Origin of the sequence: Streptomyces sp. NPDC002088 (assembly GCF_040296605.1) — a bacterium.
In the GTDB taxonomy this organism is placed as follows: domain Bacteria; phylum Actinomycetota; class Actinomycetes; order Streptomycetales; family Streptomycetaceae; genus Streptomyces.
Genome location: NZ_JBEOXO010000014.1, coordinates 124,083 through 150,321 on the forward strand (window position 1 = coordinate 124,083; position 26,239 = coordinate 150,321).

Genomic DNA, 26,239 nt, shown 5'->3' on the forward strand with positions numbered 1-26,239 from the left:
GGGGAGAGGGGCACGACGCGAGTCGGGCGTGTGTCGGGAGAATGACACTCGCTTTACGTAGCGTCAATGATCTGTTCACAATTAAAGGCAAACAGCATGGTTGTAAGGTAAGCATCCGCAACGTCGTGCGATCAGGCTCAGTACTGCTCGGCCAGGTCCTTCTCCAGCGCGTGCGCCGTGGCGTTCAGGGTGGCGACCATGGACTGGAGGCGGTGCGAGTCGTAGCGCACGCTGGGCATCGACACCGACAGACCGGCCAGCGCGGTGCCGTCCCGGTCGCGCACCGGCACGCCGACGGCGACGAGACCGCGTTCGGATCGCTCCTTGTTGACGGCGAACCCGTTGCGGCGCAGACGCCTCAGCTCCGTCCGCAGCCGGGCGAGATCCGGGCGATCGGCCGGACGGTCGCGGTAACGCTCGGGGGCGTAGACCTCCTCCAGTTCTTCGTCGGCGAGGTCGGCGAGCAGGAGCAACCCCGCCGTCGTGCGGTGGGCCGGGAACACCATGCCCTCCCGGGAACCGACCCGCAGTGCCTGCCGGGACTCGACACTGGCGATGAACCGGGCGGTGTCCCCGGTGCGCACGATCAGGTTCGTGGTCTCCTCCAGAAGATCGACGACCCGGTCCAGATGGGGCGGGGCCGCCGCGCGCAGCCGCGACACGAGGGACTGGGAGTGCGCGGCGAGTTCCAGCACCGGCCCCGCACGGTAGACGCGGTCCTCGCCCTGCACGGCGAAGTCCCGGTAGACGAGCATCGCCAGGACCCGGTGGGCGGTCGACCTGGCGACGCCCAGCCGCTCGGCGATCTGCGACACGGTCGCGCCGCCCTCCATCTGCAGGATGGTCGCCGCCCGCAGCGCGTGGTCCACGGTGGCGATGGGGTAGGGCGGCGGTGTCTTGAGCGGTTTATCCATGGCATGCCCCTCTGGTTCTGCTCTCCAGAATTAACATGTTCTTCTGCGAGACGCGATGCACGCTGTGATCTGTGACTGAGTCCTCCATCGCCCAAGACACCGCTACGGGTTCCCCGGTCCGGCTCCAGGCCGTCTCCGCGGAGGGGCAACCCGAGGTCACCCCGGCGCTCGAAGAGCTGTACCGGGGTTTCGAACAGGAACTGCTCGTACCACTGTGGACCGAGATCGGCGACCTGATGCCGGCCCACCCGCGCTCGCGCGCCGTGCCACATCTGTGGCGCTGGGAGCGGCTGCGGGAGCTGGCAGCCCAGGCCGGTGACATCGTTCCCGTCGGTCGCGGCGGTGAACGCCGGGCCATCGCGCTGGCCAACCCCTCCCTCGGCGGGAGGCCGTTCGCCACCCCGACCCTGTGGGCGGCGATCCAGTACCTCATGCCCGGCGAGGACGCCCCCGAGCACCGCCACACCCAGCATGCCTTCCGCTTCGTCGTCGAGGGCTCCGGTGTGTGGACGGTTGTAGGCGGCGACCCGGTGCCGATGAACCGCGGCGACTTCCTCCCGCAGGCCGGCTGGAACTGGCACGCCCACCACAACGCCACCGCCGAGCCGATGGCCTGGATCGACGGTCTGGACATCCCCTTCCAGTACGTCACCGAGGCGCAGTTCTTCGAGTTCGGCCGCGACGAGATCAGCGACGCCGAGCGGATCACGCCGGAGCGTTCGCGCTCCGAGCGCCTGTGGGGCCACCCGGGCCTGCGTCCGCTGTCGGCCGTCCCGGCCACGCCGGGCAGCCCGCTGCTGTCCTACAAGTGGGAGTACACCAACGCCGCTCTGGCCGACCAACTCCTGCTGGAGAAGGAGGGCTTCGGCGGCACCGTCGAGCCCGGCCACGCCGCGGTGCGCTACTCCAACCCGCACGACGGCTCCGACGTCCTGCCGACCATCCGCGCCGACTTCCACCGCATCGTCCGCGGCGCCGAGACCGCGCCGGTGCGCGAGACCGGCTCGTCGGTCTACCAGGTCTTCGACGGCTCCGGCGTGGTGACCGTCGGCAACAAGTCCTGGACGGTGAGTCGCGGCGACCTGTTCGTCGTCCCGTCCTGGGAGCCGTTCTCCGCCAAGTCCGAGGCCGGCGCGACCGACTCCGACGAGGGCGCCCTCGACCTCTTCCGCTTCTCCGACGCGCCCGTCTTCGAGGCGCTCAACCTCAACCGCACCCAGAAGGACGCCTGAACATGAAGCTCGCCACCATCCGCACCGCCGACGGGACCCGGGCGGTCCGCCTCGACGGAGAGGTCCTCGTCGACCTCGGGTACGCCGACCTGGGCGAGCTGTTCGCCGAGGCCGACTGGCAGTCGAAGGCCGCTGCCGCCTCCGGCACCACCTACCCGGTCGAGGGTGCGAACTTCGCGCCGGTCGTCCCCAACCCGTCCAAGGTTGTCTGCGTCGGCCACAACTACACCAACCACATCAAGGAGATGGGCCGGGAGCTGCCGAACTACCCGACCCTCTTCCCGAAGTTCGCCGAGACCCTGCTGGGCGCCCACGACGACATCGTCAAGCCCGCCGAGACCGAGGCGTTCGACTGGGAGGTCGAACTCGCCGTCGTGATCGGCAAGTCGGTGCGCCGAGCCGACGAGCAGCAGGCCGCCGACGCCATCGCCGGCTTCACCGTCATGAACGACATCTCGGTGCGCGACTGGCAGTTCCGCACCATCGAGTGGACCCAGGGCAAGATCTGGGAGGCCTCCACCCCGGTCGGCCCCTACGTCGTCACCCCCGACGAGGTCGGCGGCGTCCGCCCCGCGCTCGAGGTCAAGACGGTCGTCGACGGCCAGGTCATGCAGCAGGACGACACCGGCACGCTGCTGTTCGACCCGGTCTTCCTGGTGCAGTACATCTCCACCGTCATCACCCTGAAGCCCGGCGACATCATCGCCACCGGCACCCCGGCCGGCGTGGGCAACGCCCGCGACCCCAAGGTGTTCCTGCTTCCCGGCCAGACCGTGGTCACCGAGATCGCCGGCCTGGGCGCCTGCACCAACAAGGTGGTCGAGGGATGACGGACGGTACGCGGACGTTCGCCGACGCGCGCGAGTGGGCCCGCACGGGCACCAAGCTGCTGCTCGACGCCGTCGCGGGACTCGACGAGGCCGGCTTCTGTGCCCCCAGCGTGCTGCCGGAGTGGACCCGGGGGCACCTCGCGGCGCACGTCGCCGCCAACGCCGATGCCCTGTGCAACCTGGTGCACTGGGCGGCCACCGGCGAAGAGACGCCGATGTACGCCTCCCCCGAGGAGCGCGCCGCCGGCATCGCCAAGGGCGCGGCCATGTCGGCCGAGGAGCTCCGCTCCTGGGTGACCGCCTCCGCACAGGCGCTCGATGAGGGATGGGACCGGCTCACCGACGAGCAGTGGCAGCACGAGGTCGTCACCGCCCAGGGCCGCACCGTCCCCGCCACCGAGCTCCCGTGGATGCGCGCCCGCGAGGTATGCATCCACGCCGTCGACTTCGGTACCGGCGCCGGCTTCGCCGACCTCCCGGCCGGCTTCCTGACCGCCCTGTGCGACGAGGTCGTCACCAAGCGCGCCGCGGCCCCCGGCCCGGCCCTGACCCTGCGGGCACCGGCCACCGGCGCCGCCTGGGACCTGCCGGGCGACGGCGAAGCCGCCCTGGTCACGGGCGAGCTGCACGACATCGCGGCCTACCTGACCGGACGGAGTGCCGGCCCGCTCACCGCCGACGGCACACCCGCCCCCGCGCTGGGCGCCTGGCTCTGACCCGGGGCCTGCCCCGTGACCGAAAGAACAGATCATGAATTCTGAATCCAGCCCCGCCGGGCGGCCCGACGTCCTTGTGGTCGGCGGCGGCATCGGCGGCCTCAGTTCCGCCTTCGCCCTGACCCGCCAGGGACTGCGCGTGCGCGTCCTCGAACGGGCCAAGGAGTTCGGCGAGGTGGGCGCCGGCCTGCAGATCGCACCCAACTGCACCCGCATCCTCGCCGAGTACGGCCTGCTCGAGGAGGCCAAGACTCTTGGCGTCGTTCCCGAGAACATGGTGATGCGGGACGCGCTCGACTCCCGGGAACTGACCCGGCTGGATCTGCGCGACCTCGAACGCCGCTACGGCTTCCCGTACATGGTCATCCACCGCAGCGATCTGCACGGCATCTTCCTGCGTGCCTGCGAACGCGCCGGTGTCGAGCTGCTGACCGACCAGACCGTCGTCGGCTACGAGAACACCGAGGGCGGCGCTCGGGTCCTCCTCGAGGACGGGCGGGTCGAGTCCGCCCCGCTGGTGATCGCGGCCGACGGACTGCACTCCGTGGCCCGCCGCCAGCTGATCGGCGACGACGTGGTCAGCTCCTCCTACGTCGCCTACCGCGCGGCCGTCCCGATCGAGCAGGTCCGGGACAACGGCATCGCGGAGCAGGACGTCACCGTCTACGTCGGCCCCCACTGCCACTTCGTCCAGTACGCCCTGCGCGGCGGCGACATGTTCAACCAGGTCGCCGTGTTCGAGTCGCCCAAGGCCATGGCCGGTCAGGAGGACTGGGGCACCCCCGACGAGCTGGACGCGGCCTTCGAGGCCACCTGCGACACCGTGCGCAAGGGCATTCCGCTGATGTGGCGGGACCGCTGGTGGCGGATGTACGACCGCGACCCCATCGAGACCTGGGTGCACGGGCGGATCGCCCTGCTCGGCGACGCCGCCCACCCGCCGCTCCAGTACATGGCGCAGGGCGCGATCATGGCGATCGAGGACGGCTGGGTGCTCGCCCGGCAGTACGCCCGGCTGGCCGAGGCCGCTCCGGCGGGCACCCGACCGGACTGGGACGCCGCGCTGACGGCGTACGAGGCGGTACGGGTGGAGCACTGCGCCCGGGTGCAGACCACGGCCCGCGCCTGGGGCGAGCTGTGGCACCTCGTCGGAGAGCCCCGGCTCCAGCGCAACGCGATCATGCGGGCGCGGGACACCTATGACTACTCCTTCACCGACTGGGTGTACGGCCCGACCGCGCTGACGCCGGACGAGGAGCCCGCCATGTTCACGCCGATCCCGCTGTCCTCGGCGGTCGTCGAGAACTCCGGAGACGAACCACTGATGGTGACGGCGAGCGGCACAGCGTGAGCGACGCCTAGCTCTAAGCGGCGGCCCGCACCCCGCTGACCGGTTCAACAACCCTGGCCGGGGTGCGGCCCGAAGCGAACGGCGACACATCGGTGTACGGCGCGTCAGTATATAGTACAGCATGTATTGCATGAAGCCGGTATGTGCGCTCGACGTACAGTGGCGCGCTAAGATCCAGTCATGGCGAACCTTCGTGAGGCGCAGAAGCAGATGACGCGCCGTCTGCTGCTGGAGTCAGGACTCGAACTCTTCAAGACGAAGGGGTACGCCGCCACCACGGTCGACGACATCGCGACCGCGGCGGGCACCACACGAGTGACCTTCTACGCATACTTCTCTTCCCGCAGCGAATTGATGAAGGCACTCATCGACGAGCAGCTCAACGAGGCGCTGCAGCGCGTCCGTTCCCCCGAGCACGGCTCCACGGCGCAGGACCTCGTTGCCACAGTCGCTGACGGAACGCCGGAGGCGATCATGGCGTGGGTGCGGCGAACCGCCGACAGCTGGCCGGCCATCCGACCGATCATCCGCATCGGCCGCGATGCCGCGGTGGTCGACCCGGAACTCACCGACCTGGTCGAGCGATGGATGGGGGAGGCCATCAGCGACATCGAGGACGGACTGGCGATGGCTGGGCGCTTCGAGCCCCATCAGCGCCGCTTCCGGGGCGTTCTCGCGATGGCCGAACTCGACTTCGTCGCCCAGAACGGGGATCGTGCCGACTGGAAGCTCACACGTGACCAGATGGTCGACGAGCTCAGCGCCAGTTGGGTACGGCTACTGACCTGACCTGACCTGACCAGGCCCGCGGGACCGGGCGCGAGACGGACTGCCGGACCAGCCGCGCGGGTCGGTCCCTGGCTCAGTCCGGCGCTGTAGGCGTAGTGGGCATCAGAGCTGCGCTGCGACGTCGAACAGCAGCGTCCGAAGCCACTCGATGAAGTACTGGTCAGCCAGTCGCGGGTTCCAGACCATGTCGATCCCGAGCCCGGGAATCGGGAACGGGAACTCCTCGATCCGCAGGTCCGCAAGCGTCCGCATGGCGGCGGCAACTTGGTAGCGAAAGAGACCGACACCGCCCGCACGTGCGACCAGGATGGGTACCAACAGAAAGTCGGAGACCAACTGACCGACGCGATAGGGGACACCCTCTTCCTCCAGTACCGAATAGGGGAAGACCCGCCGGTCTGTGTCGACGACGATGTGCGGCTGTGTGGTCAGGAGGTCGAGCGCGCTTGCTTCCGGTGGCGTGTCCGGGGAGGCCACCACCACACAGCGGTCGTTGTACAGGCGCTCGCGCGGATACGGTGAGAAGTGCCCCTCGGAGAGCAGCACGACGTCGACACCCTTGTCGGTGAACGTGGACTCGGTCGGCACCGTAATCGTCCGCAGACGCAACGTGGCGCGAGGAGCACGCTCGGCAATGAGCCGCGCCAATTGAGGGCCGACGACGAACGCCGTGCTGTTCGTCATGGCGATCGTGATGACCCTCTGATCCGTGGCGGGGTCGAAGCAGGGGAAGTTCACGATGTGCGCCGTTTGCTGCAGGGCGCTGCGAAGCGGCGCGATCAGCTGCAGCGCCCGTGGGGTCAGCGTGACGCCCGTCCCGTGTCGGATGACGAGGTCGTCACCCAGCAGACGCCGCATTCTCGTGAGTGCGTGGCTCATCGCCGGCTGGGACAGACCGACACGTTCCGCCGCCTTGGTCACCGAACGCTCCTCGAGGAGGGCGAGGAGCGGCACCAACAGATTGAGGTTGACCGATGCAAGTCGATCCAGTCCCGAACCTGTGGCGCCCTCTCCGTCGTATCCCATGGAGACGAAGCTTACGAGGCTGCCTGGCTCGTACGACGCAGCCGGGGAATCGGGATCCGGTAGCTGAGCGCCGCGGCCACCCCGGTTCCGTCACCGCGTGACCAGCGCATCAACGCCGGCCCACCTCCGGGCCCTCCGTCGAGGTACGACGGTTCCCCTTCCAGCGGTAGATAGCCCACCGCCTTGAGGCTCAGTCCGAACTGCTCGGTCCAGAAGTACGGCTGAAAGTGGAGCGGCGAGGAATCGTCGCCGCGAACCAGTGCCCTTGCGGCGACCTTCGCCTGCTCGATCGCACTGCTCCAGAGGGGGACGCGGCGCAGGCCGTACGGCGTGGGGAAGGCTGCGAGATCACCGACGGCCGCGACGTCGGGGCGAACAAGCCCGCGCGAGTCGACCGGGATGGCACCCTTCGCCGCAAGTCCCGTGTCCGCGAGCCACTCCGTGTTGGGCACGTCGCCGACGGCGGTCAGGAGAGTCTCTGCCTCGAAGACCGCGCCGTCGTCAAGTACGACCCGAGCGCTCCCCTCATGCCGTTCAAGCCGTGCCGACCCGGTCTCGACGATGGTGAGCCCCATATCCAGCGCAGCCTTGACGAAGACGTCAGCGAGATATGAACCGAGCTGGACAGTCAGTGGCACCCCTTGGGAGACGAGGGTGACCCGACAGCCGGCGGCCAAGCACCCCGAGGCGATCTCCATTCCGAGCGGGCCTCCGCCCACCACGATGACCGACGGCCGGCCCGCCAACCGGCTTCGCAGGGACAGCGCGTCATCGAGTCCGCGCAGGGTGAGCTCCTCGGGGAGGTCGGACAACCGTCGTGCCCGGGAGCCAGTGGCAAGGACGACGCCGTCGTACGGCAGGGCCGTACCATCGTCGAGCGTGACGAGCCGATGATCGAGATCGAGTCCGGTCGCACGTACGCCCAGAAGTTCGGTCGCCTCGTGGCTGGTCGGCGGAAGCTCGTGCGACGACATGTCATCGCCGTCGAGCAGCAGCGCCTTCGACAAGGCCGGGCGGCTGTACGCCGGGTGCGGTTCGTCACCGATGATGGTCAGCTCGCCGTCGAAGCCGGCCTCACGGAGCGTATCGGCCGCGGTGAGCCCGGCAATCCCGTTGCCGACAACAACGACGCGGTCCATCGTGTCGCTGCTCATACGATCCTCAGCGCCGCGACCGGACACACGCGGACAGCGGCGTTCGCCGGGGCGGCGTCCGCGTCGTCGACCTGCTCGCGGTCGATGACGAGCTCGCCGTCGTCGTCCAGGTGCATGAGCTGTGGGGCAGCCTCCTCACAGAGGCCGTGGCCCTCACAGCGGGGGCGGTCGAGAACGATCTTCATGCGGGGATCACTTCCAGGACGGGGAGCTCTTCGATGCTCCGCGTGATGTTGCTGGGAACACTGACCGCGGGGCCGACGACTAGGCGTTTGACGCGTCGGGAAAGCGCTTCGATCACGGCGTGAGCCTCCATGCGGGCGAGTCCTTGGCCCGCGCAGCCGTGAGGGCCATAGCCGAATGAGAGATGGTCGATCGGATTGCGCTCGACGAGGAAGGCATCCGGGTTCTCGTAGTGCCGAGGGTCGCGGTTGCCGGCGCCGAACAGGATCGCGATCTGCGCACCTGCGGGGATGACGACCCCGTCGAGGGCGATGTCCTTGGTGGCGCGTCGGCCCCAGGCGTGGACGGGAGCCCAGTAGCGCAGCACCTCGTTGAATGCCGCCGACGCCAGCGACGGGTCCTTGCGGATCAGGTCGAGCTGGTCGGGGTGCGAGCCGAGGAGGGCGACGATGTTGCCGATCGCCGCCACGGTGGTATCGACGCCGGCGCCGAGGTACTGGTGGATGATGTGGCCGGCGGTGTTCGGCGGGATGGCGCCACGTGCCTCGGCGTCGAAGATGCCGCGACCCACGGACCCTTCGGTCAGGTCAGTGGCCCTGACTCGGGAGCACCAGCTGTAGAGCTCGCCGGCGATCGGGAAGCTCTCGGCCGTGCGGTGGTTCATCGGACCGATGACCTGCATGGCGGCCTGTCCCCAGCGCAACATGTTGTCGCGCACGTGGCTCGTGAAGCCGATCAGGTCCGCAACGACCTCCAGTGGGAATGATCGAGCGAGGGCGTCGATCGCCTCGAAGGAGCCCTTCTCGACAAGCTCGGCGACGAGAGTGTCCGCCTTCGCCTCGATCCGCCCCTTCAGACCACGCAGCGCTCGCGGCGAGAGATTCTCGGTGAGCGTGGCGCGCAGTGGGGTGTGCATCGGCGGATCGGATGCGAGCGAGGTGCCGGTAAGCGCCTCGTTGACCACCGGGTTGAACCCGATCGAGGTCGAGGAGAACGACTCCCAGTCCGCGAGTGCACCACGGATGGCGTCGTACCGCGTCAGCACATGGACATCGTTCCTCCAGAGGTGGACGGCAGAGCCCTGCTCTCGCAGTTCGGCGTAGGCGGGGTAGGGGTCGAGGACGACCTCGTCGGCGAAGAGGTCGATGTCGGAGGTAGGCGGGGTGGTCATGTCGCCAGTGAAGTGGCCGGTCCTCACATTCAGCAAGTGAATGATTTACATGCCGTTACATGCGTGCGGTGCATGTCGGGCCGACGTGGGTTCGTGCGGGAGGTTCCGCGACGACCGTCGAGGAGATGCTTCTCGGCCGTCCAACCTGACGGCGGCCGCCAGGCGGCCCGGCTTGCCGGCCCTACCCTCCGTGAAATGTTTTTTCTAAGCGTTCATTTCATTGACGGCATGTAAACCGAATGGCTACCGTGACAGCAGCCACGGGGTGCTGTGCACCCCACCCCGGACATGTGAGGGCAGGCATGAGCCTCAAGAGCAACACCGCGAACACCGTCCTGGGCCCGGTGCCGACTGAGGAACTGGGCGTCGTCTCGGTCCACGAGGCACTGCTGTCGGTGGTTCCGGGCGCGGAGTACGCCTTCGACATCACCATCGACCGCGCCGAGATCTTCGAGACACTCGCCGCGAAGCTGAAGGACTTCCGCGCCCAGGGCGGCGGCACGATCGTCGACAGCACCGGCATGTTCCACGGCCGGGATGTCCGGCTGTACGAGAGCCTCTCCCGTGCGACCGGCGTGCACATCGTCGCCTCGACGGGTCAGGGCCCGGAGGAGCTGCTCGGCGGCTACTTCCTCACGCCCCAGACCAACCCGCCGACGCCGTGGCCGGCCGAGAAGTTCGCCGATCTCTTCACCAAGGAGGTCACCGAGGGCATGGTGGTCCCCCGTGTGGAGCGACGCGGCGCCGCCGGACTGGTGGCCACCACCGCGACCACCGAGGGCATGACCGCGACCGACGAGAGCCTGTTCCGCGGTGCGGCCCAAACCGCCCTGAGCACCGGCGTCGCGGTCTCCATCCGCTACGGGAGCGACGCCGTCCACGACCTCGACGTCGTCCTGGACGAGAAGCTGCCGGCCGACCGCGTCGTCGTCGGCGGACTCGACCGCAAGGACGCCGTCGCCGCCGGTGCGCCCCTCGAGATCGCCCGCCGCGGCGCCTACGTCGTACTCGACCACGTCGGCGTGGAGGACGAGGCCCACATCGCCGATGCAGAGCGCGCCGCCCTGGTCGCCGACCTCGTGCAGGCCGGCTTCGGCGACCGGATCCTGCTGTCGAGCAACGCGACCGGGGTGGCGAAGGGCCACTTGGCCAACGACCTGCCGTACAGCTACGTCCTGACCACCTTCGTCCCGCTCCTGAAGGCACAGGGCCTCAGCGACGAGGACGTGCAGCGGATTCTCGTGGAGAACCCGCGCGACCTGCTGTCGGTGCGCTGAGCGCGCCGACGCGAACGCCCATCAAGTTCCTTTTCTCAAAGGTGAGTTCTGTGTCGCGAGTGAATACCGTCCTGGGGCCGATCCCGACCGAGGAGCTGGGTCTCGTGGCCATCCACGAGCACATCGGCTACGGCATGCCCGGCTCCGAGCTGGACACGAAGTGGTGGAAGGCCCCCGAGCAGCGGTACGAGGAAACCGTCCCGAAACTGCGCACGTTCCACGAGCACGGCGGCGGCACCTTCGTCGACGCGACCGGGATCTGCAACGGCCGTGACGTCGACTACTACAAATCGCTGTCCGCGAAGACCGGCGTCCACATCGTCGCCTGCACCGGCTTCGTCGGCGGCGACACCGCCCTGGCGCACTTCGCCCAGGCCGACGTGGACTACCTGACCCGGCAGTTCGTCCACGAGATCACCGTCGGCATCGGCAACACCGGCAGCCTCGCCGGTGTCATCAAGGTCGGGGTGAGCCGCGGTGGCCGTATGACGGAACTGGACAAGCGCATCTACCGCGCCGCGGCCCGAGCCTCGCTCACCACGGGCGTACCGATCCTGACCCACCTCGCGATCGACGCCGAGAACGCGATCGCGATCTTCAACGAAGAGGGCCTTCCCCTGGACCGCGTTCTCTTCGGGCACGTCGACGACGGCGTGAACGCCGACAAGACGCGCGACATCTGGATCGCGGAGCAGGGCGGTCGCATCGGCTTCGACACCTTCGGCTACGAGACCGAGCTGCCGGACCCGCCGTTCTGGGCCCGCCCCCGCAAGGAACGCCTTGACCACTTCCTCCGCTTCATCGGCGAAGGCCGGCTGAAGCAGGTCCTCGCCTCCGCCGACGCCAACTGCAGCCCGCTGGGCTGGCCGGGCGTGAAGGGCCACACCGTCAACTACATCTTCGACGACCTCATCCCGGACCTCCGCGCCGCCGGCCTCGACGAGGCCGCGATCAAGACGATCTTCGTCGACAACCCCGCTGACTTCCTGACCATCCAGAAGTAGAGAGAACCACCATGCAGCTCTCAGACCTGAAGAACCTCAAGATCGCCATCGTCGGCGCGGGGTACGGCGGCGCGGCGGCGGCCAAGGCCCTGAGCCTGCTCGGCGCCGACGTCAACGTCTACGAGCAGGCGAGCCAGATCGGCGAGGTCGGCGCCGGCATCGGCCTGCGTCCCTCCACCATGAACCGGTTCCGCCAGTGGGGGATCTTCGACGCGATCGCGAAAGTGAGCTCGCCCAGCGACTACTTCGAGATCCTCACGGCCACCGGTGAACACATGATGAAGGAGGCGTGGCCGGCCGCCGGAGAGCAGACCCACACCCACCTCATCCACCGCGGTGACTTCATCGACGCGCTCCTGGGCGTACTCCCCGAGGGCATGGTGCACCTCGGTCACAAGCTGGAGACCGTCCAGGACAAGGGCGACAGCGCCGTCCTCACCTTCGCGGGCGGCAAGACCGTCGAGGCCGACTTGGTCGTCGGTGGTGACGGCATCAAGTCGGTGGTGCGCCGAGAGCTGTTCAGCGACAAGGGCCCGGTGTTCTCCGGTGAGCACGCCTACCGCACGGTGATCTCCGTCGACGACGCTTACGGGATGGTCACCGACGACCAGCTGCGGATGTACATCGGCCGGGGCACGAAGATCTACCTGCTGCCGCTGCGCCACCGGGGCCAGGTGTCGTTCGACATCACCGCCCTGTGCCCGGACAGCACCTGGGCACCGCAGGTCACCAAGGACGACCTCCTGGCGACGGTCGAGGGCTTCGACGAGCGCCTCGTGAACATCACGCGCGACCTCGACATGGACACCGTGAACATCCGCGCGGTCTACGACATCGACCCGATCGACACGTGGCACACGGACTCCGTCGTCCTCGTGGGCGACGCGGCCCACTCGATGCTGCACCACCAGGGTCAGGGCGCGAACTCGGCCATCGAGGACGCCGGAGCGCTCGCCGACGCCCTGCGGCAGGCGGACTCCGTGAAGGAGGCGCTGGCCCTGTTCCAGGCCACCCGCAAGCCCGTGACCGACGAGCTGCAGCGCATCTCCCGTCAGGGGTGGACCGAGGACGAGATCGATGAGGTCTTCCCCGGTCAGAAGCCCGCAGCCACTGCCCCGCAGGAGTAACGCCATGCCACTGCATCCTGAAATCGCCAAGGTCCTCGCCAGCCTGCCGACCCCGCCCGAAGGCCCGCTCGACCCGGTCGCCCTGCGCGCAGGGGACGAGGCGCACGTCGCTCCCCTCGAAGAGCGCCTGCCGCTCCACGCCGTCGAGGACGTGACCGCGCGGACGGCGTCGGGCGAGGTACCGGTGCGGATCTACACGCCGGTCGAGGCCGACACCTACGGCGTCCTGGTCTACTTCCACGGCGGCGCCTTCTTCCTCGGCAGCCTGGAGACGCACGACCACGTCGCGCGCTCCCTGGCAAAGGAGACCGGGCTCAAGGTCATCTCCGTCGGCTACCGCCTGGCGCCCGAGGCCGCCTTCCCGGCCGGTCTCGACGACTGCTACGCGGTCGTCCGCTGGGCCGCCGAGGAAGGTGAGAACCTCGCCTGGGACGGCACGACCCTCGCCATCGCCGGCGACAGCTCCGGCGGCACCTTCGTCGCCGCGGTCGCGGCCAAGGCACACGACGACGGCTTCCACCGAATCACGCACCAGGTCCTCTACTACCCCTCGCTCGACCTGGACTTCGACGTCGACCGCTACGCCTCGCTGCGGGAGAACGCCGTGGGCTACGGCCTGGAGACGGCGGGACTGAAGCCCTTCAACGCCTTCTACATCGACAGCGGCGCCGACCCCGCGGACCCGCTCGTCTCGCCGATCAAGCGGACGGACCTCACCGGGCTGCCGCCGGCCCTCATCGTCACCGGCGAGCTCGACCCGCTGCGCGACGAGGGCGAGCTCTACGGCCGGAAGCTGCAGGAGGCCGGCGTGGAGGCGACGGTGAGCCGGTACGAGGGCGCGGGCCACGGATTCGTCCAGCACTTCTCCTGGATCCCGGAGTACCACAAGGTCTTCGCCCAGACACGCGACTTCCTCAACCGGCACTGAACCGCCCGGCCCCGCGTACGAGTTCAGAAAGAGAGCCATGACGCACGCAGTCAACGTCCATCCCCTGGTCTCGCCGTGGGGTCGGTTCGGTCTCTACAGCTTCTTCATCGACGCACCCGAGCCGGCCATCGTCGACACCGGGATCGCCTCCTCGCCCGCCGAAGGGATGGCTCCCGCGCTCGAGGCGATCGGACGCCGGATCGAGGACGTGCGCTGGATCCTGCTGACCCACGGTCACATCGACCACCTCGGCGGGGCGCACGCCCTGTGGGAGCTCACCGGCCGGCGCGCCAAGGTCGTGATCCACGAGGCCGACGCGCCGATGCTCCGCTCGCGGCGGGCCCACGTGGAGGAGTACCTCGCGGGACGGGGCCAGTACCTGGGCGACCCCGAGGGCGAGGCGAAGGTGACGGCCGCCACGCATGCCGTCATCTCCGGTGAGATGGAGCCCTCCCTGCTCGTCAAGGGCGGCGAGACCCTCTCTCTCGGCGGCGACGTCACCGTCTCGGTGCACTCGATCCCGGGCCACACGCCCGGATCGGTGGCCTACGCCATCGACGGTCAGCGCTCGGTGTTCGTCGGCGACGCGGTGCAGGTGCACGGTGCCGCCAACGGCTTCCCCGGCTACGTGGACCCGGTCGCCTACCGCTCCAGCCTGGAGTACGTGCGTGACGAGATCCGTCCGCGCCACCTGTACCTCGGGCACCCGTACCGCCGCGCCGACGGCACACCGTACGGCGTCGAACTCGACGCCGCCCAGGCCCAGGAGGCACTCGACCAGAGTCTCGCCGCAGAGGGCCGTGTCGGCGCGGCCGCCTGCGGCTGCCTGCAGGCCGGCCTGCAGGAGACGGACTCGCCGTACTCCCCGTTCGCCCCGGCCGCAGAGGAGCTCGGCTACACAGGCGACCCCGCGCTCGAGCCCTCGCCGTTCTTCACCTCGATGCACGGCTACCGCACCCACCTCGACCAGAACTCGTACTACACCGTCCCCGGGGATGACCCCCAGACCCCCACAGGAGCTTCGCACTCATGACTGACTTTCAGACGATCCAGGCGGGCGAGCAGAAGATCGCCGTCCGCAAGGATCTCCGGGTGCCGATGCGCGACGGTGTCATGCTGGCCGCTGACACCTACAGCGGCGTCGACGACAAGCCGCGTCCGGCGCTCGTGGCGCTCAGCCCGTACGGCAAGGAGCTGCAGGCCCTCGCGCTCACCACGCCGCCGCAGCGGCGCCCCAGCCCGATGTGGGACGGCTGCATCGAGGCCGGTGACATCGCGCGCGTCGTCGCGGAGGACTACGTCCACGTCATCGGCGACCTGCGCGGCTCCGGCGCCGCCGAGGGCGAGCACATCGGCAACTACAACGCCGGTGGAGTCTCGCTCGGCCAGGACGCGTACGACTTCATCGAGTGGGTCGCGGCGCAGCCGTGGTGCGACGGGAACGTCGGCATGATCGGCATCTCCTACTTCGGCTCGATGCAGGTGCTGGCGGCAGCCGAGCGGCCGCCGAGCCTCAAGGCGATCTTCGTCAGCGGCGGCCACTACGACTTCTACGAGACCACCTACCACGGCGGCGTCATGTGGTTCATGCCGCGCGCCGCCCGCGAGGGCCGCGGTGGCGACTCCGGCTGGGCCTTCACCGACGGCGTCAAGTCCCGCATGCTCGAGACCTTCTCCCCCGAGGAGATCAAGGAGCGCGTCGCCAAGCGCCTGCAGGACCCGGACGTGGCCGCCTGGCCCAACCTGGTCCACGTGCTGAACTACCCGAAGAACCACGAGGCCTGGTTCGACATCGTGATGAACGAGGTCTACGGCGACTGGTACGAGGAGCGCAACCCGGTCACGCTCGCGCCCAACATCGACATCCCCGTCTGGCTCCAGATCGACCAGGGCCGCGGCTGGACGATAGACGGCACCATCGAGCTCTACAACTCGCTGAAGGGCCCGAAGAAGCTCGACATCGGCCCCTACCCGCCGATGCAGTCGCGCCCCTTCATCGAGGAGCACGACAAGATGTTCCGCTGGTACGAGTACTGGATCAAGGGCATCGACAACGGGATCATGGACGAGCCCGCCGTCACCGTCCACGTCGAAGGTTCGCGCGAGACCCTCACCGGCGCGCAGTGGCCGCCGAAGGACGTGGAGTACAAGTCGCTCTACCTCCGCCCGCGCCGCGCGCTCTCCTTCGAGCCCGAGCTCATGGGCGCCGAGTACGCCGCCCCCGACGGCTTCTACCAGGCGCCGCTGACGGTGACCGACAAGGTGGAGATCCTCAACTGGAGCACCGCCCCGTTCACCGAGCCCACCGAGATGATCGGCCAGGGCGCGGCGCACCTCTTCGCGGAGATCGACCAGCCCGACACCAACTTCATCCTGCGCATGTGGGACGAGGCCCCGAACGGCAAGCGTCAGCTCATCACGACGGCCTACCTCAAGGCATCGCACCGCGAGCTCGACGAGGAGCGCACCACGGAGGGCGACCCCCACCACCCGCACACCCGCGCGGTGCCGGTCGAGCCGGGGAAGATCGAGGAGTACGTGCTGCGCGTCTACCCGTTCGCGGCGACGTTCCTGCCGGGCCACAAGCTGGTCATGGAGCTCTCCAACGACGAGCCGCTGGCCGACGAGCACAACGCGCTGCTGCCGCCGGACGCCTTCCACCTGCCGGTGGGCCGCCCCGTCACCCACAAGATCTACCGCGACGCCGCACACCCCTCCCGGCTTGTGCTGCCGTTCACGACGGTCACGGCGACGGACGCGGCGCGGTAGGGCTCCGCGCGCGACCACGAGGGAGACCAGCACAGCGGCTCCTGTTGCGCCCATCACGACGCCGACCGGGGGGACCGCCGTGCCCCCGGTCGGCTCAGGGCTCTCCGCGGGCGTCGGGACGGCGCAAGCTTTCGGGCGCCTGCCGTTCGACCCAACCACAGAGTCCCAGTCCCCGGCTGAACAGCTGTCAACCACTTCACGGCGGAGGCGTAGAGCAAGCGTCTCTAGAACTCTGTGTGTGCCTGGGGTGTCCGGGCTTTTCGGGCGCGGCGTGGCCGTGTGCGGTTGCGGTCCGGTGGTCCGATCCTCGGGGTGAGGGGTGGGCCGGGGTGGCGTGCAGGTGGTGGAAGCCGGTCCGTTGTCGTGGCTGGCCGGCGGGGCCGGGGTCAGCGGCCCGCGGCTGCCCGGTGCAGGATCCCGCGCTCCAGCTGCCACTCCTTCTCTGCCTTCAGCATCCGGGCGTTCTGCGCCCGCAACCGGGCTAGTTCTTCAGCCGGACTCCCGTCGGCCTCGCGGCGCTCGGGCAGTGCCTGGGACTCGTTCTCCTTGCGGACCCACGTCCGCAGGGATGCGGCGGTGATGCCGAGGTCCGCCGCCACCGCCGCGTATGTGCGCTTGCCGCCCGCGGCGCGGTAGAGCGCGACCGCGTCCCTCCTGAACGCCTCCGGGTACGGAGACTTGCGTCCCACCTGGACATCCCTCCCTGGACCATCAAGATCCATTGTCAGGGTGTCCACTCCAAAGGATCAGCTTCAGTGTGAGCTTGGCGAATGTTGTTGGGCCTGGTGGGCCCGGACCGCGCCGGCGCTCCACTACCGATCTGCGGGAATGCGGTGGTGGGTCGGCCGTTGGTCAGGGCCGGTCGGTGCGCGATAGGGCAGCGTTTGGCTGTAGACGACGCTCGTGGTCGTGCTGCCAAAGCCAGCCAGCTCGTCCACGAGCGTCTCCAGATGCTCCATGGAGGTCGCGGCCACCTTCAGGGTGTAGCAGTCGTCGCCGGTGGTGCGCAGGCACTCCAGGATCTCTCGCCGCTCGGCGAGCAGTCGGCGCAACGGCTGGTGGCGGTTGCCCGGGTACTTCAGCCGGACGACGGCGAGCACGGGATAACCGATCTTGGCCAGGTCGACCACGGCGTGGTAGCCGGTGATGACGCCCAGGGACTCCAGATTCCGCACCCGTTCCGTGGTGGCCGACGGGCTGAGATTCACGCGCCGCCCCAACTCGCTGAGGGAGATGCGAGCCTCCCGTTGCAGCTGCCCGATGATCGCCCAGTCAACGTCGTCAAGATTCGCGGCCATGTCGCAACTCTACCGGGAGAACCACGGAGGAATGCCGCGGTCGCCGGGAGGATTCGGTTCCGTATGCCGTGATCACCGGGATAGCCTCAGATCATGCAACTCGGCGTCAACGTACCGAACTTCGGGCCCGGAACCGATCCCGGCGTACTGCGCGAATGGGCGCGGATCACTGAGGGCCTCGGCTTCGACCTCCTCATGGTGTCGGACCACGTGGCCGTCACCCCGGACGTGGCCGAGCGGTACCCGGAGCCGTTTTACGAGCCGTTCACCACGCTGTCGTGGCTGGCCGGCCTCACCACGAGGCTGCGGTTGGGCACGACGGTGCTCGTCCTGCCCTATCGGCATCCGCTGCTGGTAGCTCGGATGGCTGCCAACCTCAACCAACTCAGCAGCGGCCGACTCGTTCTCGGAGTGGGCATCGGCTGGGCGCGTCAGGAGTTCGACGCGCTCGGCGTGCCGTTCACCGCGCGTGGCCGACTGACCGACGAGTACCTGGGTGTCCTGCGGGATGCCTGGCACACGGAGATCGGGGACGGCACCGTCCCGATACCTGTCTGGGTCGGCGGCCACAGCGAGGCGGCAATCCGACGCACGGTCAGGTTCGGCGACGCCTGGCACCCGCTGCGGCTCTCCCTCCCCCTGATGCGCTCGGTCCTGACGAACCACTCGCTACCGGCGTTCGCGCCCCGGATCGCCCTGCGGATGACCGGCACACCGGTCGACGACCGAGAGCGGCCCGCCGGTGTCGGCACCATCGAGCAGATCCTCGACGATCTCGACCAGCTCCGTCTGCTCGGCGCGGACACCGTCGTACTCGACCCCTACCACGGAGATCCGGAGGAGACCCGTCGGCCCCACGCGGCCTGGCAGGCGCTCACCGCCGTGGCCACACACTGGAGGACCCCATCGTGATCACCCTTGCCGACGAGACCCTCCTACGGCGCGCCATCGGCATCGCGGCCCACGCGGTCACCCTGGGCGACGCACCGTACGGCTCCCTGCTGACCGGCCCGGACGGCGCGATCCTCGCCGAAGTCCACAACACGGTACGGCGCGACAACGACATCACCGCCCACCCGGAACTGAAGCTCGCCCGCTGGGCGGCCCGCGAACTCGACCCGGACGCGGCCGCCCGCACCACCATGTACACCAGCTGCCAGCCCTGCACCATGTGCGCCGGCGGCATCGTCCGCTCCGGCATCGGCCGGGTCGTCTACGCGCTCTCCACCGAGCAACTCGTCGAACTCAACCCGCAGTCGGGCGACTGGCCGACGGTGTCCCAGGACGGCCCGGCCCTGTTCGAGGAGGCGCGCGTCCCCATCGACGCCTACTACCGACCAAACTGACGACATCGGCTCGTCAAGCTGACCTTGATGTGTCGAAGGACAGACCGGTTCCGGCTATGAAGCCGTCCAGGGTGCCGGGCCGGTACTGCAGGCGCTTGAGCCGGTTGCGCACGAGGGCTTCGAGCCGGTCGTCTCCAAGGGCAACCACCCCGACCACATCGGCCAGCGCACGGCCGCGGGCGAACTCGCGCTGCAGCCGGTGCTGGCGATGGTGCCGGGCATGCCCGAACGGCGCACCCACGACTACCTGCGGCACGGCATCACCCTAGGCCGTTCACCTGGACCAAGACCGCTGACGGCGTGGGTGGACGAGATGCTGCGACTTCCGGGGCAGCTCAAGGCAGGAATCCCATGCGCCTGTCGTCCCGGATCCGCCCGGGCCTCGCACCCTGGCCGGGCGTCTGGCGAAGCCGCTCCGCCCGGCGAGAAGCGACTCACATGGCGCAGCCGTGGTGCGTCGGGGCCCGCGCCGGGTGGCGGTCGTGGCCGGTGCCATCAGAGGCTGTTGACCGGTGCGGGTGTCGCGCGCAGGCGGAAGCCCACGCCTCGCTCCGTGGTGAGCAAGGCTGCGGCGCGCGGTCCGAGTTTGCGGCGGATGCGGTGGATGTGCAGGTCGACGGAGCGGCTGCGGCTGCCGGCCCATTCGCCCAAGCCCGCGCGCAGGTCCTCGCGGGGGATCACGCGGCCGTTGCCGCGCAGGAGCGCGGTGAGGAGCCGGAACTCCAGCGGGGTGAGGGCGACGGGAGCGCCGTCGACCAGCATGCGCTGCCCGCCCGGGTCGAGGCTGATCGGGGACGGTGTGGTGGCCACGTACGATCCGGGCATCGTGCCGCCGGGCACCACCGGCAGGCCGGCGGTGCGCCAGGCGTCGTAGCCGCCGATGATGTCGGTGGCCCGCAACAGGCCGAGGTCGTGCAGTCCGGCGGCGGCCATGCTCGACATGTAGCCCTGGGAGCACACGATGATGGCGCGCAGGGAGTGGTCGGCCGCCTCCTCGATGCGCCACGTGCTGCAGGGGTCGAGCCGCCACTCCAGCACGTTCCGGTCCATGACGAGGGAGCCGGGGATCTCTCCCTCTGCCCGTCGCACCATGTCCGCGCGGACGTCCACCAGCAGGGCGCCTTCGGCAAGTTCGCGGCCCGCGTCCTCGGGAGTGAGCCGGTCGAGGCGGGTGCGGGCCCGTGCCAGCAGGTCCTCGATCGACGGGTGGCTGAACGGGGCGCGGTTCCTGGCGTCAGTGTCCGGCGGACCTTCGAGCCGTATGTGTGCTGGTGACTGCATGGGGTGCAACTCCTGTGTCGTGCCTCGGGGACGGCCGGTGGTCGTCGGAACCGGGGCGGCGACAGCCGGCCGTGAAGCGCGTGGAGTCGGTCATGCCGGAAGTGTACGAGCGGAGTTTTGCGGGAGAGTTTCTCGATTTTGAAACACGTCCCGCATTGTCTGCCTCCGATTTCCACTGTTATCAATGAGTCGTGACCGCGAACACGCTGCTGACCCGGAGGATCCACGTGGATCTGGCGCGCGTCGGCACGTGTGCTTGTCCGCAGCGCTGAGGCATCCGACCGCGCGAACCGCGCCGGCCGTCTGACGGCCCTCGGCCCCTCGTCACCTTCCCCCCGCCTTCCTGCCTGCTCCGCCCACGCCCGCGTACAGCTCCCCACGGTTGTGCCGTGCCGTCGGTCATTCCCTGGAGAACCCATGCCTGCACCCGATGACGGCGCGCTGCCCCAGCACTGGCAGGACCTCCTGCCCGCCGGACCCTCCCGACGCGGCTTTCTCACCCTCGCCGGCGGCGGCACCCTGGCCGCCCTGATCGCGGCCTGCGCCCCGAGCGCCACGGATGACGCGTCGGCCGGGGCGACGGCCTCGGCCTCGGGCCCGGCCAGGCGCGGCGGCACACTTCGCGTGGGTACCCCGCCGCCGCCCACCGCTGTCGACCCGGTGACGGCGTACGACGGCACCGCGATCGCCCTCTACCAGTTGGTCGCCGAGTACCTGGTCTGGCTGGACAAGGACTTCAAGCTGGTGCCGCGGCTGGCCACCAAGTGGACCTCGGACGCGACCGGCCGCAAGTGGACCTTCATCCTGCGCGAGGGCGTCACCTTCTCCGACGGCACGAAGCTCGACGCCGCCACCGTCAAGGCGTCCTTCGACCGGCTGCTCGACCCGAAGAACAAATCCGCGGCCCTGTCCGCCTTCGACACCGTCCTCAAGGCCGGCGGCGTTCGCACCCAGGGCGACTCGACCGTCGTCTTCACCCTTGAACGGCCCTTCTCCGACTTCCCGTACCTGGTCTCGGCCGGCAACTACAACGCGGTGATCCTGAAGAAGGACTACGCCGGGGACTTCACCAAGCACGGCATCGGCACCGGCCCCTTCACCCTCAAGTCGTACGACGTCTCCACGGGCGCCACCTTCGTCCGTAACCCCACATACTGGGACAGCCCCAAGCCCTACCTCGACGGCGTGGACGTGAAGTTCTACGCCGACGACCAGGCCGACCTCGTGGCCCTGCAGTCCGGTGACATCGACGCCCAGTTCCTCAGCCGGCCCGCGCTCGTCGAACCGCTGGGGAACAGCGGCGGCATCGCCGTCGACAAGGTCAGGGGCACCGGAGTCACGGTCCTCACCCTCCGCGTCGACAAGGCGCCCTTCAACCGCAAGGAGGTCCGCCAGGCCGTCGCCTACGGCCTCGACCGGCCCGCCGTACGCCAGGCCGCCGGCAGCGGACTCGGCGACCTCGGCAACGACCACCTGTTCGCGCCGTTGTTCCCGGCCGCCCCCGCCGACATCACGCAGCGCGCCAAGGACAAGGCGAAGGTCACCGAACTCCTCAAGGCGGCCGGCCTGGACAGCCTGCGCTTCACCCTCACCTTCGACCCGCCCAACAAGGACTACGCGGTCACCGTCCAGAGCCAGTTGAAGGAAGTCGGCATCACGGTCGACCTCGACCAGCGCTCCTCGAAGGAGTTCTACGGCGGCGACCAGGCCAAGGACACGCCGTGGCTCTTCACCACCGCCAACCTGGTCGGCTGGGCCGGGCGGGCCGTGCCGAGCCAGTTCATCATCCCCATGGTCAAGAGCAACGGCGTCTGGAACGGCTCCAAGTACGCCAACAAGGCCCTCGACGCGGCCGCCGAGGCCTACGACGCCGCCACCAGCGACGCCGAGCGCCGCAAGCAGGCTGAGATCATCGCCAAGACCCTGCACGAGGACGTGCCGATCGTCATCGCGTACTGGAGCGGTGCGGCGCGCGCCTACAACAGCGGCAAGTTCCGGGGCGTCCAGGCCCACCCCAGCCAGTACGTCGACTTCACCACCGTCTCCCGGGTCTGAGCCATGACCCGATTTCTGCTTCGCCGCCTCGCCGCCGTCCCGCTGACCCTGCTGGCGGTCTCCCTCCTGGTTTTCCTCGCCACCCAGGTACTGCCCGGCGACGTGGCCCGTACGGTACTGGGCCGGGAGGCCTCCGACGGTTCGGTGCGCGCCCTCAACCACGAACTCGGCCTGGATCGGCCGCTCGCCGTGCAGTACGGGAGCTGGCTCGGGCACTTCGTCACCGGCGACTGGGGCACGTCGTACACGCTGCATGTGTCCGTGCGCGGGCTGCTCCTGGAGCGGTTGGGGCACTCGCTGTTCCTGGCGGTGTTCGCGTTCGTGCTGCTGGTTCCGGTCGCGCTCACCCTCGGCGTGATCGCGGGGCTGTACCACGGCCGGGTGCTGGACCGGACGATCACCTCCACGACCCTGGCGCTGGGCGCCACACCGGAGTTCGTGACCGGGGTCGTCCTGCTGGTGGTGTTCTCCGTGCAGTTGCGCTGGCTGCCCGCGTCCGCGCAGACCCAGCCGGGGGCCGACGGCCTGGGACAGACCCTGTGGCACCTGCTGTTGCCGGCCATTTCGCTGGTGCTGGTGTGCACCGGCTATGTCGCCCGGCACGTGCGCGCCAGCACCATTGCCGTCGTCGAGGGTCCCTACGTCCGTGCGGCCCGGCTGCGGGGCACCGGCCCAGCACGGATCGTCCTGCGGCACGTGCTGCGCAACGCCACGGTGCCGGCCACCAGCGCCCTCGGCGTCCAGCTGCAGTACATGCTCGGCGGCATCGTCGTGGTCGAACTGCTCTTCAACTACCCCGGAGCCGGAGCCCTGTTGCTGCAGTCGGCGCAGGACAAGGACCTGCCGACGCTCCAGGCGAGCGCCCTGGTGCTGGGCGCCCTCTACATGCTGGTCGTGCTGCTCGCCGACCTCGTCCACCGGTTGCTGGATCCGCGCATACGGCTCGGGGGTGCGGCGTGAGTACCGTATCGATCGCCCTGCGGCCGCTGGGACGACTGGGCGGGCTGCCGGTCGCCTCCGCCGTCGGAGCCGCCGTGATCGTGCTGTGGACGGCGGTCGCCCTGTTCTGGCCGCACCTGGTGCCGTACGCACCCGACGTGCAGCGTCCCCAGGACCGGTTCCTGTCGCCGAGCGGCGAACACTGGCTGGGCACCGACCAGTTCGGCCGCGACGTGTTCTCCCGCACCCTCGCCGGGGCACGCCCCGTCCTGGAGGTGGCACCGGCCGCGACCGCGCTGGCCGTCCTGGCGGGCACCGTGATCGGGCTGGTCACGGGCGGGGTGGGCGGCTGGCTGGACGATGTGGTGATGCGGATCGTCGACGCTGTCGTGGTCTTTCCGGCCATCATCGCGGCGGTGCTGTTCGTGGCGTTCCTGGGCCGCTCCACGCCGGTGCTCGTGCTCGTCGTCGCGGCCGCTCTCACCACGCTGGTCGCGCGAAGCGTACGGGCGGCGACCCTCGTCGAACGGGAGAAGCCGTACGTCGAGGCCGCCCGGCTCCGCGGTGAGCCCCTGTGGTCGCTGCTCGGCCGCGAGATCCTGCCCAACGTCCGCTCCACCGTGTATGTGGAGGCGACTTCCCGGCTCGGCGACGCGGTGTTCGCCGCCGCGACTCTTTCCTTCCTCGGCCTCGGCCAGCCACCCGGTTCACCGGAGTGGGGTGCGGCCGTCGCCGACAACCGGGTGTGGCTGAACAACGCGCCCTGGACGGTCCTCGCGCCCGCCCTGGCGATCGTCTCCCTGGTGGTCGGGGTGGCCTTGGTCGCGGACACCTCACGGCGGGCGGCTGGAGGTGCGGCCGAATGAACACCACTGAACAGGGACTCGTCGTCCAGGGGTTGAGCACCGCGTACGACTCCGCCCAGGTCCTGTACGACGTGTCGTTCACCGTCGCCCCCGGCGAGATCTTCGGCCTGGTCGGCGAGTCGGGCTGCGGCAAGTCGACCCTGGCGTACGCGCTGGCCCGCCACTTCGCGCCGGGCGGGCGGGTACTCGGCGGCGGTGTGCGGCTGGACGGCACCGACGTACTGGGCCTCAGCGGGAGGCGGTTGCGGGAGTGGCGGGCTTCCCGGCTCGCCTTTGTGCACCAGGACGCCGTGGGCTCCCTGGATCCGACGATGCGGATCGGCAAGCAGCTGGCCGAAGTGCTGCGCGGCCGCGGTCTGTCACGCCGTGAGAGTGCCGAGCGCGCCGTCGAACTCCTGCGCACGGTGCGGCTGCCCGACCCGGAGCGGCTCGTGCACCGCTACCCGCACCAGTTGTCCGGAGGGCAGCAGCAACGCGTCGTGATCGCCGCCGCGCTCGCGGTACAGCCGCGCCTGCTGATCCTCGACGAGCCGACGACGGGGCTCGACGCCTCCGTCGAGCACGAAGTACTGGGCCTGCTCAAGGAGTTGCGCGGCCGACTGAACGCCGCGGTGGTCTTCGTCAGCCACGACCTCGGCCTGATCGGCCGCATGTGCGATCGCGTGGGCGTGCTGTATGCGGGACGCCTCGTCGAGACCGGGCGGGTCGGTGAGGTCCTGGCCGCCCCCGCCCACCCATACACCGCCGGACTTCTGGCGGCCGTACCGGTGCTCGGTGTCGCGCGCCACGAGCGCCCGCTGCGGCCCCTGCCCGGCCGGCTGCCGCTGCCGGGCGAGACCACGACCGGCTGCGCCTTCGCACCCCGCTGCGTGCGGGCCGAGGACGCCTGCCGGGCAGCCGAACCCGCGCTGGACGCGAAGGCCATGCCGGGCCGGACGGTGCGCTGCCTGCACCCGGGGGAGGCCACGGTGGGGGTTGGCGCGGCGGCAGGGAGCGAACGGTCGCGAGAAACACCTGCCGCCCTTGTTGAAGTGCAGGGTCTTGTACGGCAGTTCGGGCACACCGTCGCGGTCGACCACGTCGATCTGACCATCCGCGAGGGCGAAGTCCTGGGCCTGGTGGGGGAGTCGGGCAGCGGCAAGACCACCCTCGCCCGTGCCATTGCGGGTCTCGCCCCTGACGGCGAGGGAGCCCTACGGCTGCGCGGCGAACCACTGCCCGCGCGCCTCGCCCGGCGCGACGCGCTCCTGCGCCCGCGCATCCAGATGGTCTTCCAGAACCCGGACGCCTCCCTCAACCCCAGCCACACCGTGCGCACCGTCCTGAGGAGAGCGCTCGCCACCCTCGGAGATCCCTCGGGTACGTCCCTCGACGCTCTCCTGGACCGCACCCGCATCGACGTCGACCTCCTCGATCGCCACCCCACCCAGCTGTCCGGCGGGCAGAAACAGCGCGTCTCGATCGCCCGCAGCTTCGCGGGCCGCCCCGACCTGGTGATCTGCGACGAACCCGTGTCCGCCCTGGACGTCAGCGTGCAGGCGGCGGTGCTGGAGGTGCTGGCCGACCAGCGGGACCGTACGGGGACGTCGTACCTCTTCATCTCACACGATCTCGCGGTCGTCGGCTATCTCTCCGACCGGATCGCCGTCATGTACCAGGGCGTGATCGTCGAGGAGGGGCCCGCGGCCGACGTGCTGGGCGGTCCGTCGCATCCGTACACGGCCCTGCTCGTCGAGGCCGCTTCGCGCCCGGTGGCCACGAGCCCGCCCGAAGCACCGGACAACGCCCCGCCACGACCGAGCGGCTGTCGCTTCGCCGACCGCTGCACCCGCCGGATCGCCGGGCTGTGCGAGGACGTACCGCCGCCGGAACGCGACCTGGGCACGGGCCACGTCGTGCGCTGCCATCTCGACCCTTCCGACCTGCCGGCCGGGATCCCTTCCACTGCCGCGCTCAGCGTGGCCGACCCCTTGTGACCCGATA

25 protein-coding genes and 2 pseudogenes are annotated in these 26,239 nt (G+C 69.6%); 18 read left to right on the forward strand and 9 right to left on the reverse strand.

What is annotated here, in order from left to right; translation table 11 throughout:
- Positions 1-137 precede the first annotated feature (137 nt).
- Positions 138-914, reverse strand: coding sequence for an IclR family transcriptional regulator (locus ABT114_RS27950; protein ID WP_351145637.1), 777 nt, complete (start codon positions 912-914; stop codon positions 138-140).
- 71 nt (positions 915-985) lie between these two features.
- Between ABT114_RS27950 and ABT114_RS27955 the strand changes: the two genes are divergently transcribed.
- The 5 genes from ABT114_RS27955 to ABT114_RS27975 all read left to right on the forward strand — a co-directional run bounded on the left by ABT114_RS27955 (position 986) and on the right by ABT114_RS27975 (position 5,832).
- Complete coding sequence (locus ABT114_RS27955; protein WP_351145638.1) at positions 986-2,146, forward strand: cupin domain-containing protein; 1,161 nt, start codon at positions 986-988, stop codon at positions 2,144-2,146.
- A 2-nt stretch (positions 2,147-2,148) separates the two neighbouring features.
- On the forward strand, positions 2,149-2,976 hold the full coding sequence (locus tag ABT114_RS27960) for a fumarylacetoacetate hydrolase family protein (protein ID WP_351145639.1): 828 nt from the start codon (positions 2,149-2,151) through the stop codon (positions 2,974-2,976).
- Positions 2,973-3,692, forward strand: a complete 720-nt coding sequence (locus ABT114_RS27965) for a maleylpyruvate isomerase family mycothiol-dependent enzyme (protein WP_351145640.1) — start codon at positions 2,973-2,975, stop codon at positions 3,690-3,692. The genes ABT114_RS27960 and ABT114_RS27965 overlap by 4 nt, the downstream gene beginning before the upstream one ends.
- 34 nt (positions 3,693-3,726) lie before the next feature.
- Positions 3,727-5,043 carry an FAD-dependent oxidoreductase gene (locus ABT114_RS27970; protein WP_351145641.1) on the forward strand — a complete coding sequence of 439 codons (1,317 nt, stop codon included), beginning with the start codon at positions 3,727-3,729 and terminating at the stop codon, positions 5,041-5,043.
- Between the two features lie 180 nt (positions 5,044-5,223).
- Complete coding sequence (locus ABT114_RS27975; protein ID WP_351145642.1) at positions 5,224-5,832, forward strand: TetR/AcrR family transcriptional regulator; 609 nt, start codon at positions 5,224-5,226, stop codon at positions 5,830-5,832.
- Positions 5,833-5,934: 102 nt separating this feature from the next.
- Here the strand turns inward: ABT114_RS27975 and ABT114_RS27980 are convergent, their stop codons facing one another.
- Genes ABT114_RS27980 through ABT114_RS27995 form a run of 4 tightly spaced genes read right to left on the reverse strand, consistent with a single transcriptional unit; the run spans position 5,935 to position 9,366 of the window.
- Entirely contained in the window at positions 5,935-6,858 is a 924-nt protein-coding gene (locus tag ABT114_RS27980) for a LysR family transcriptional regulator (protein WP_351145643.1), read from the reverse strand.
- Positions 6,859-6,869: 11 nt separating this feature from the next.
- A complete protein-coding gene (locus ABT114_RS27985) occupies positions 6,870-8,012 on the reverse strand; it encodes an NAD(P)/FAD-dependent oxidoreductase (RefSeq protein ID WP_351145644.1) in 1,143 nt (380 codons plus the stop codon).
- Positions 8,009-8,197 (reverse strand): ferredoxin, encoded by a 189-nt coding sequence (locus tag ABT114_RS27990; RefSeq protein ID WP_351145645.1) that lies wholly within the window; start codon positions 8,195-8,197, stop codon positions 8,009-8,011. The genes ABT114_RS27985 and ABT114_RS27990 overlap by 4 nt, the downstream gene beginning before the upstream one ends.
- The gene (locus tag ABT114_RS27995) at positions 8,194-9,366 is read right to left on the reverse strand and encodes a cytochrome P450 (RefSeq protein ID WP_351145646.1); all 1,173 of its coding nucleotides are present in this window, start codon (positions 9,364-9,366) and stop codon (positions 8,194-8,196) included. The genes ABT114_RS27990 and ABT114_RS27995 overlap by 4 nt, the downstream gene beginning before the upstream one ends.
- Positions 9,367-9,668: 302 nt before the next feature.
- Between ABT114_RS27995 and ABT114_RS28000 the strand changes: the two genes are divergently transcribed.
- Genes ABT114_RS28000 through ABT114_RS28025 form a run of 6 tightly spaced genes read left to right on the forward strand, consistent with a single transcriptional unit; the run spans position 9,669 to position 16,471 of the window.
- Entirely contained in the window at positions 9,669-10,643 is a 975-nt protein-coding gene (locus tag ABT114_RS28000; RefSeq protein ID WP_351145647.1) for a phosphotriesterase family protein, read from the forward strand.
- A gap of 50 nt (positions 10,644-10,693) precedes the next feature.
- Complete coding sequence (locus ABT114_RS28005) at positions 10,694-11,647, forward strand: phosphotriesterase family protein (protein WP_351145648.1); 954 nt, start codon at positions 10,694-10,696, stop codon at positions 11,645-11,647.
- Between the two features lie 11 nt (positions 11,648-11,658).
- The gene (locus tag ABT114_RS28010; protein ID WP_351145649.1) at positions 11,659-12,774 is read left to right on the forward strand and encodes an FAD-dependent oxidoreductase; all 1,116 of its coding nucleotides are present in this window, start codon (positions 11,659-11,661) and stop codon (positions 12,772-12,774) included.
- 4 nt (positions 12,775-12,778) lie between these two features.
- Positions 12,779-13,702 (forward strand): alpha/beta hydrolase, encoded by a 924-nt coding sequence (locus ABT114_RS28015; RefSeq protein ID WP_351145650.1) that lies wholly within the window; start codon positions 12,779-12,781, stop codon positions 13,700-13,702.
- 37 nt (positions 13,703-13,739) lie between these two features.
- Positions 13,740-14,735, forward strand: coding sequence for an MBL fold metallo-hydrolase (locus ABT114_RS28020; protein ID WP_351145651.1), 996 nt, complete (start codon positions 13,740-13,742; stop codon positions 14,733-14,735).
- The gene (locus ABT114_RS28025; protein ID WP_351145652.1) at positions 14,732-16,471 is read left to right on the forward strand and encodes a CocE/NonD family hydrolase; all 1,740 of its coding nucleotides are present in this window, start codon (positions 14,732-14,734) and stop codon (positions 16,469-16,471) included. The genes ABT114_RS28020 and ABT114_RS28025 overlap by 4 nt, the downstream gene beginning before the upstream one ends.
- A 396-nt stretch (positions 16,472-16,867) precedes the next feature.
- Here ABT114_RS28025 and ABT114_RS28030 read toward each other — a convergent pair.
- Together ABT114_RS28030 and ABT114_RS28035 are read right to left on the reverse strand one after the other, a co-directional pair.
- Positions 16,868-17,160: pseudogene (locus ABT114_RS28030) on the reverse strand (transposase); the annotation flags it as partial.
- A 123-nt stretch (positions 17,161-17,283) separates the two neighbouring features.
- On the reverse strand, positions 17,284-17,769 hold the full coding sequence (locus ABT114_RS28035; protein WP_351145653.1) for an Lrp/AsnC family transcriptional regulator: 486 nt from the start codon (positions 17,767-17,769) through the stop codon (positions 17,284-17,286).
- Positions 17,770-17,862: 93 nt separating this feature from the next.
- Between ABT114_RS28035 and ABT114_RS28040 the strand changes: the two genes are divergently transcribed.
- The gene (locus ABT114_RS28040) at positions 17,863-18,681 is read left to right on the forward strand and encodes an LLM class flavin-dependent oxidoreductase (RefSeq protein ID WP_351145654.1); all 819 of its coding nucleotides are present in this window, start codon (positions 17,863-17,865) and stop codon (positions 18,679-18,681) included.
- Positions 18,678-19,115 (forward strand): nucleoside deaminase, encoded by a 438-nt coding sequence (locus ABT114_RS28045; protein ID WP_351145655.1) that lies wholly within the window; start codon positions 18,678-18,680, stop codon positions 19,113-19,115. Before ABT114_RS28040 ends, ABT114_RS28045 begins: the two co-directional genes overlap by 4 nt.
- A 13-nt stretch (positions 19,116-19,128) precedes the next feature.
- Here the strand turns inward: ABT114_RS28045 and ABT114_RS28050 are convergent.
- Together ABT114_RS28050 and ABT114_RS28055 are read right to left on the reverse strand one after the other, a co-directional pair.
- Positions 19,129-19,245, reverse strand: a pseudogene (locus tag ABT114_RS28050) (IS630 family transposase); the annotation flags it as partial.
- A 365-nt stretch (positions 19,246-19,610) separates the two neighbouring features.
- Positions 19,611-20,396: a winged helix-turn-helix domain-containing protein gene (locus ABT114_RS28055; protein WP_351145656.1), complete on the reverse strand. Its 786-nt coding sequence runs from the start codon at positions 20,394-20,396 to the stop codon at positions 19,611-19,613.
- Between the two features lie 191 nt (positions 20,397-20,587).
- Between ABT114_RS28055 and ABT114_RS28060 the strand changes: the two genes are divergently transcribed.
- From ABT114_RS28060 to ABT114_RS28080, 5 genes are all read left to right on the forward strand, one after another.
- Positions 20,588-20,668 (forward strand): putative leader peptide, encoded by an 81-nt coding sequence (locus ABT114_RS28060; RefSeq protein WP_351145735.1) that lies wholly within the window; start codon positions 20,588-20,590, stop codon positions 20,666-20,668.
- Positions 20,669-20,813: 145 nt separating this feature from the next.
- Positions 20,814-22,451: an ABC transporter substrate-binding protein gene (locus ABT114_RS28065; RefSeq protein ID WP_351145657.1), complete on the forward strand. Its 1,638-nt coding sequence runs from the start codon at positions 20,814-20,816 to the stop codon at positions 22,449-22,451.
- A gap of 3 nt (positions 22,452-22,454) precedes the next feature.
- Complete coding sequence (locus tag ABT114_RS28070) at positions 22,455-23,411, forward strand: ABC transporter permease (protein WP_351145658.1); 957 nt, start codon at positions 22,455-22,457, stop codon at positions 23,409-23,411.
- Entirely contained in the window at positions 23,408-24,256 is an 849-nt protein-coding gene (locus tag ABT114_RS28075; RefSeq protein WP_351145659.1) for an ABC transporter permease, read from the forward strand. The genes ABT114_RS28070 and ABT114_RS28075 overlap by 4 nt, the downstream gene beginning before the upstream one ends.
- Positions 24,253-26,232 (forward strand): dipeptide ABC transporter ATP-binding protein, encoded by a 1,980-nt coding sequence (locus ABT114_RS28080; RefSeq protein ID WP_351145660.1) that lies wholly within the window; start codon positions 24,253-24,255, stop codon positions 26,230-26,232. The genes ABT114_RS28075 and ABT114_RS28080 overlap by 4 nt, the downstream gene beginning before the upstream one ends.
- The last annotated feature ends 7 nt before the right edge of the window (positions 26,233-26,239 follow it).

Coding starts and splice junctions, on each gene's coding strand:
- ABT114_RS27950 (WP_351145637.1), bottom strand. CDS start 914: ATGGATAAACCGCTCAAGACACCGCCGCCCTACCCCATCGCCACCGTG.
- ABT114_RS27960 (WP_351145639.1), top strand. CDS start 2,149: ATGAAGCTCGCCACCATCCGCACCGCCGACGGGACCCGGGCGGTCCGC.
- ABT114_RS27965 (WP_351145640.1), top strand. CDS start 2,973: ATGACGGACGGTACGCGGACGTTCGCCGACGCGCGCGAGTGGGCCCGC.
- ABT114_RS27970 (WP_351145641.1), top strand. CDS start 3,727: ATGAATTCTGAATCCAGCCCCGCCGGGCGGCCCGACGTCCTTGTGGTC.
- ABT114_RS27975 (WP_351145642.1), top strand. CDS start 5,224: ATGGCGAACCTTCGTGAGGCGCAGAAGCAGATGACGCGCCGTCTGCTG.
- ABT114_RS27980 (WP_351145643.1), bottom strand. CDS start 6,858: ATGGGATACGACGGAGAGGGCGCCACAGGTTCGGGACTGGATCGACTT.
- ABT114_RS27985 (WP_351145644.1), bottom strand. CDS start 8,012: ATGAGCAGCGACACGATGGACCGCGTCGTTGTTGTCGGCAACGGGATT.
- ABT114_RS27990 (WP_351145645.1), bottom strand. CDS start 8,197: ATGAAGATCGTTCTCGACCGCCCCCGCTGTGAGGGCCACGGCCTCTGT.
- ABT114_RS27995 (WP_351145646.1), bottom strand. CDS start 9,366: ATGACCACCCCGCCTACCTCCGACATCGACCTCTTCGCCGACGAGGTC.
- ABT114_RS28000 (WP_351145647.1), top strand. CDS start 9,669: ATGAGCCTCAAGAGCAACACCGCGAACACCGTCCTGGGCCCGGTGCCG.
- ABT114_RS28010 (WP_351145649.1), top strand. CDS start 11,659: ATGCAGCTCTCAGACCTGAAGAACCTCAAGATCGCCATCGTCGGCGCG.
- ABT114_RS28015 (WP_351145650.1), top strand. CDS start 12,779: ATGCCACTGCATCCTGAAATCGCCAAGGTCCTCGCCAGCCTGCCGACC.
- ABT114_RS28020 (WP_351145651.1), top strand. CDS start 13,740: ATGACGCACGCAGTCAACGTCCATCCCCTGGTCTCGCCGTGGGGTCGG.
- ABT114_RS28025 (WP_351145652.1), top strand. CDS start 14,732: ATGACTGACTTTCAGACGATCCAGGCGGGCGAGCAGAAGATCGCCGTC.
- ABT114_RS28035 (WP_351145653.1), bottom strand. CDS start 17,769: ATGGCCGCGAATCTTGACGACGTTGACTGGGCGATCATCGGGCAGCTG.
- ABT114_RS28040 (WP_351145654.1), top strand. CDS start 17,863: ATGCAACTCGGCGTCAACGTACCGAACTTCGGGCCCGGAACCGATCCC.
- ABT114_RS28055 (WP_351145656.1), bottom strand. CDS start 20,396: ATGCAGTCACCAGCACACATACGGCTCGAAGGTCCGCCGGACACTGAC.
- ABT114_RS28065 (WP_351145657.1), top strand. CDS start 20,814: ATGCCTGCACCCGATGACGGCGCGCTGCCCCAGCACTGGCAGGACCTC.
- ABT114_RS28070 (WP_351145658.1), top strand. CDS start 22,455: ATGACCCGATTTCTGCTTCGCCGCCTCGCCGCCGTCCCGCTGACCCTG.
- ABT114_RS28080 (WP_351145660.1), top strand. CDS start 24,253: ATGAACACCACTGAACAGGGACTCGTCGTCCAGGGGTTGAGCACCGCG.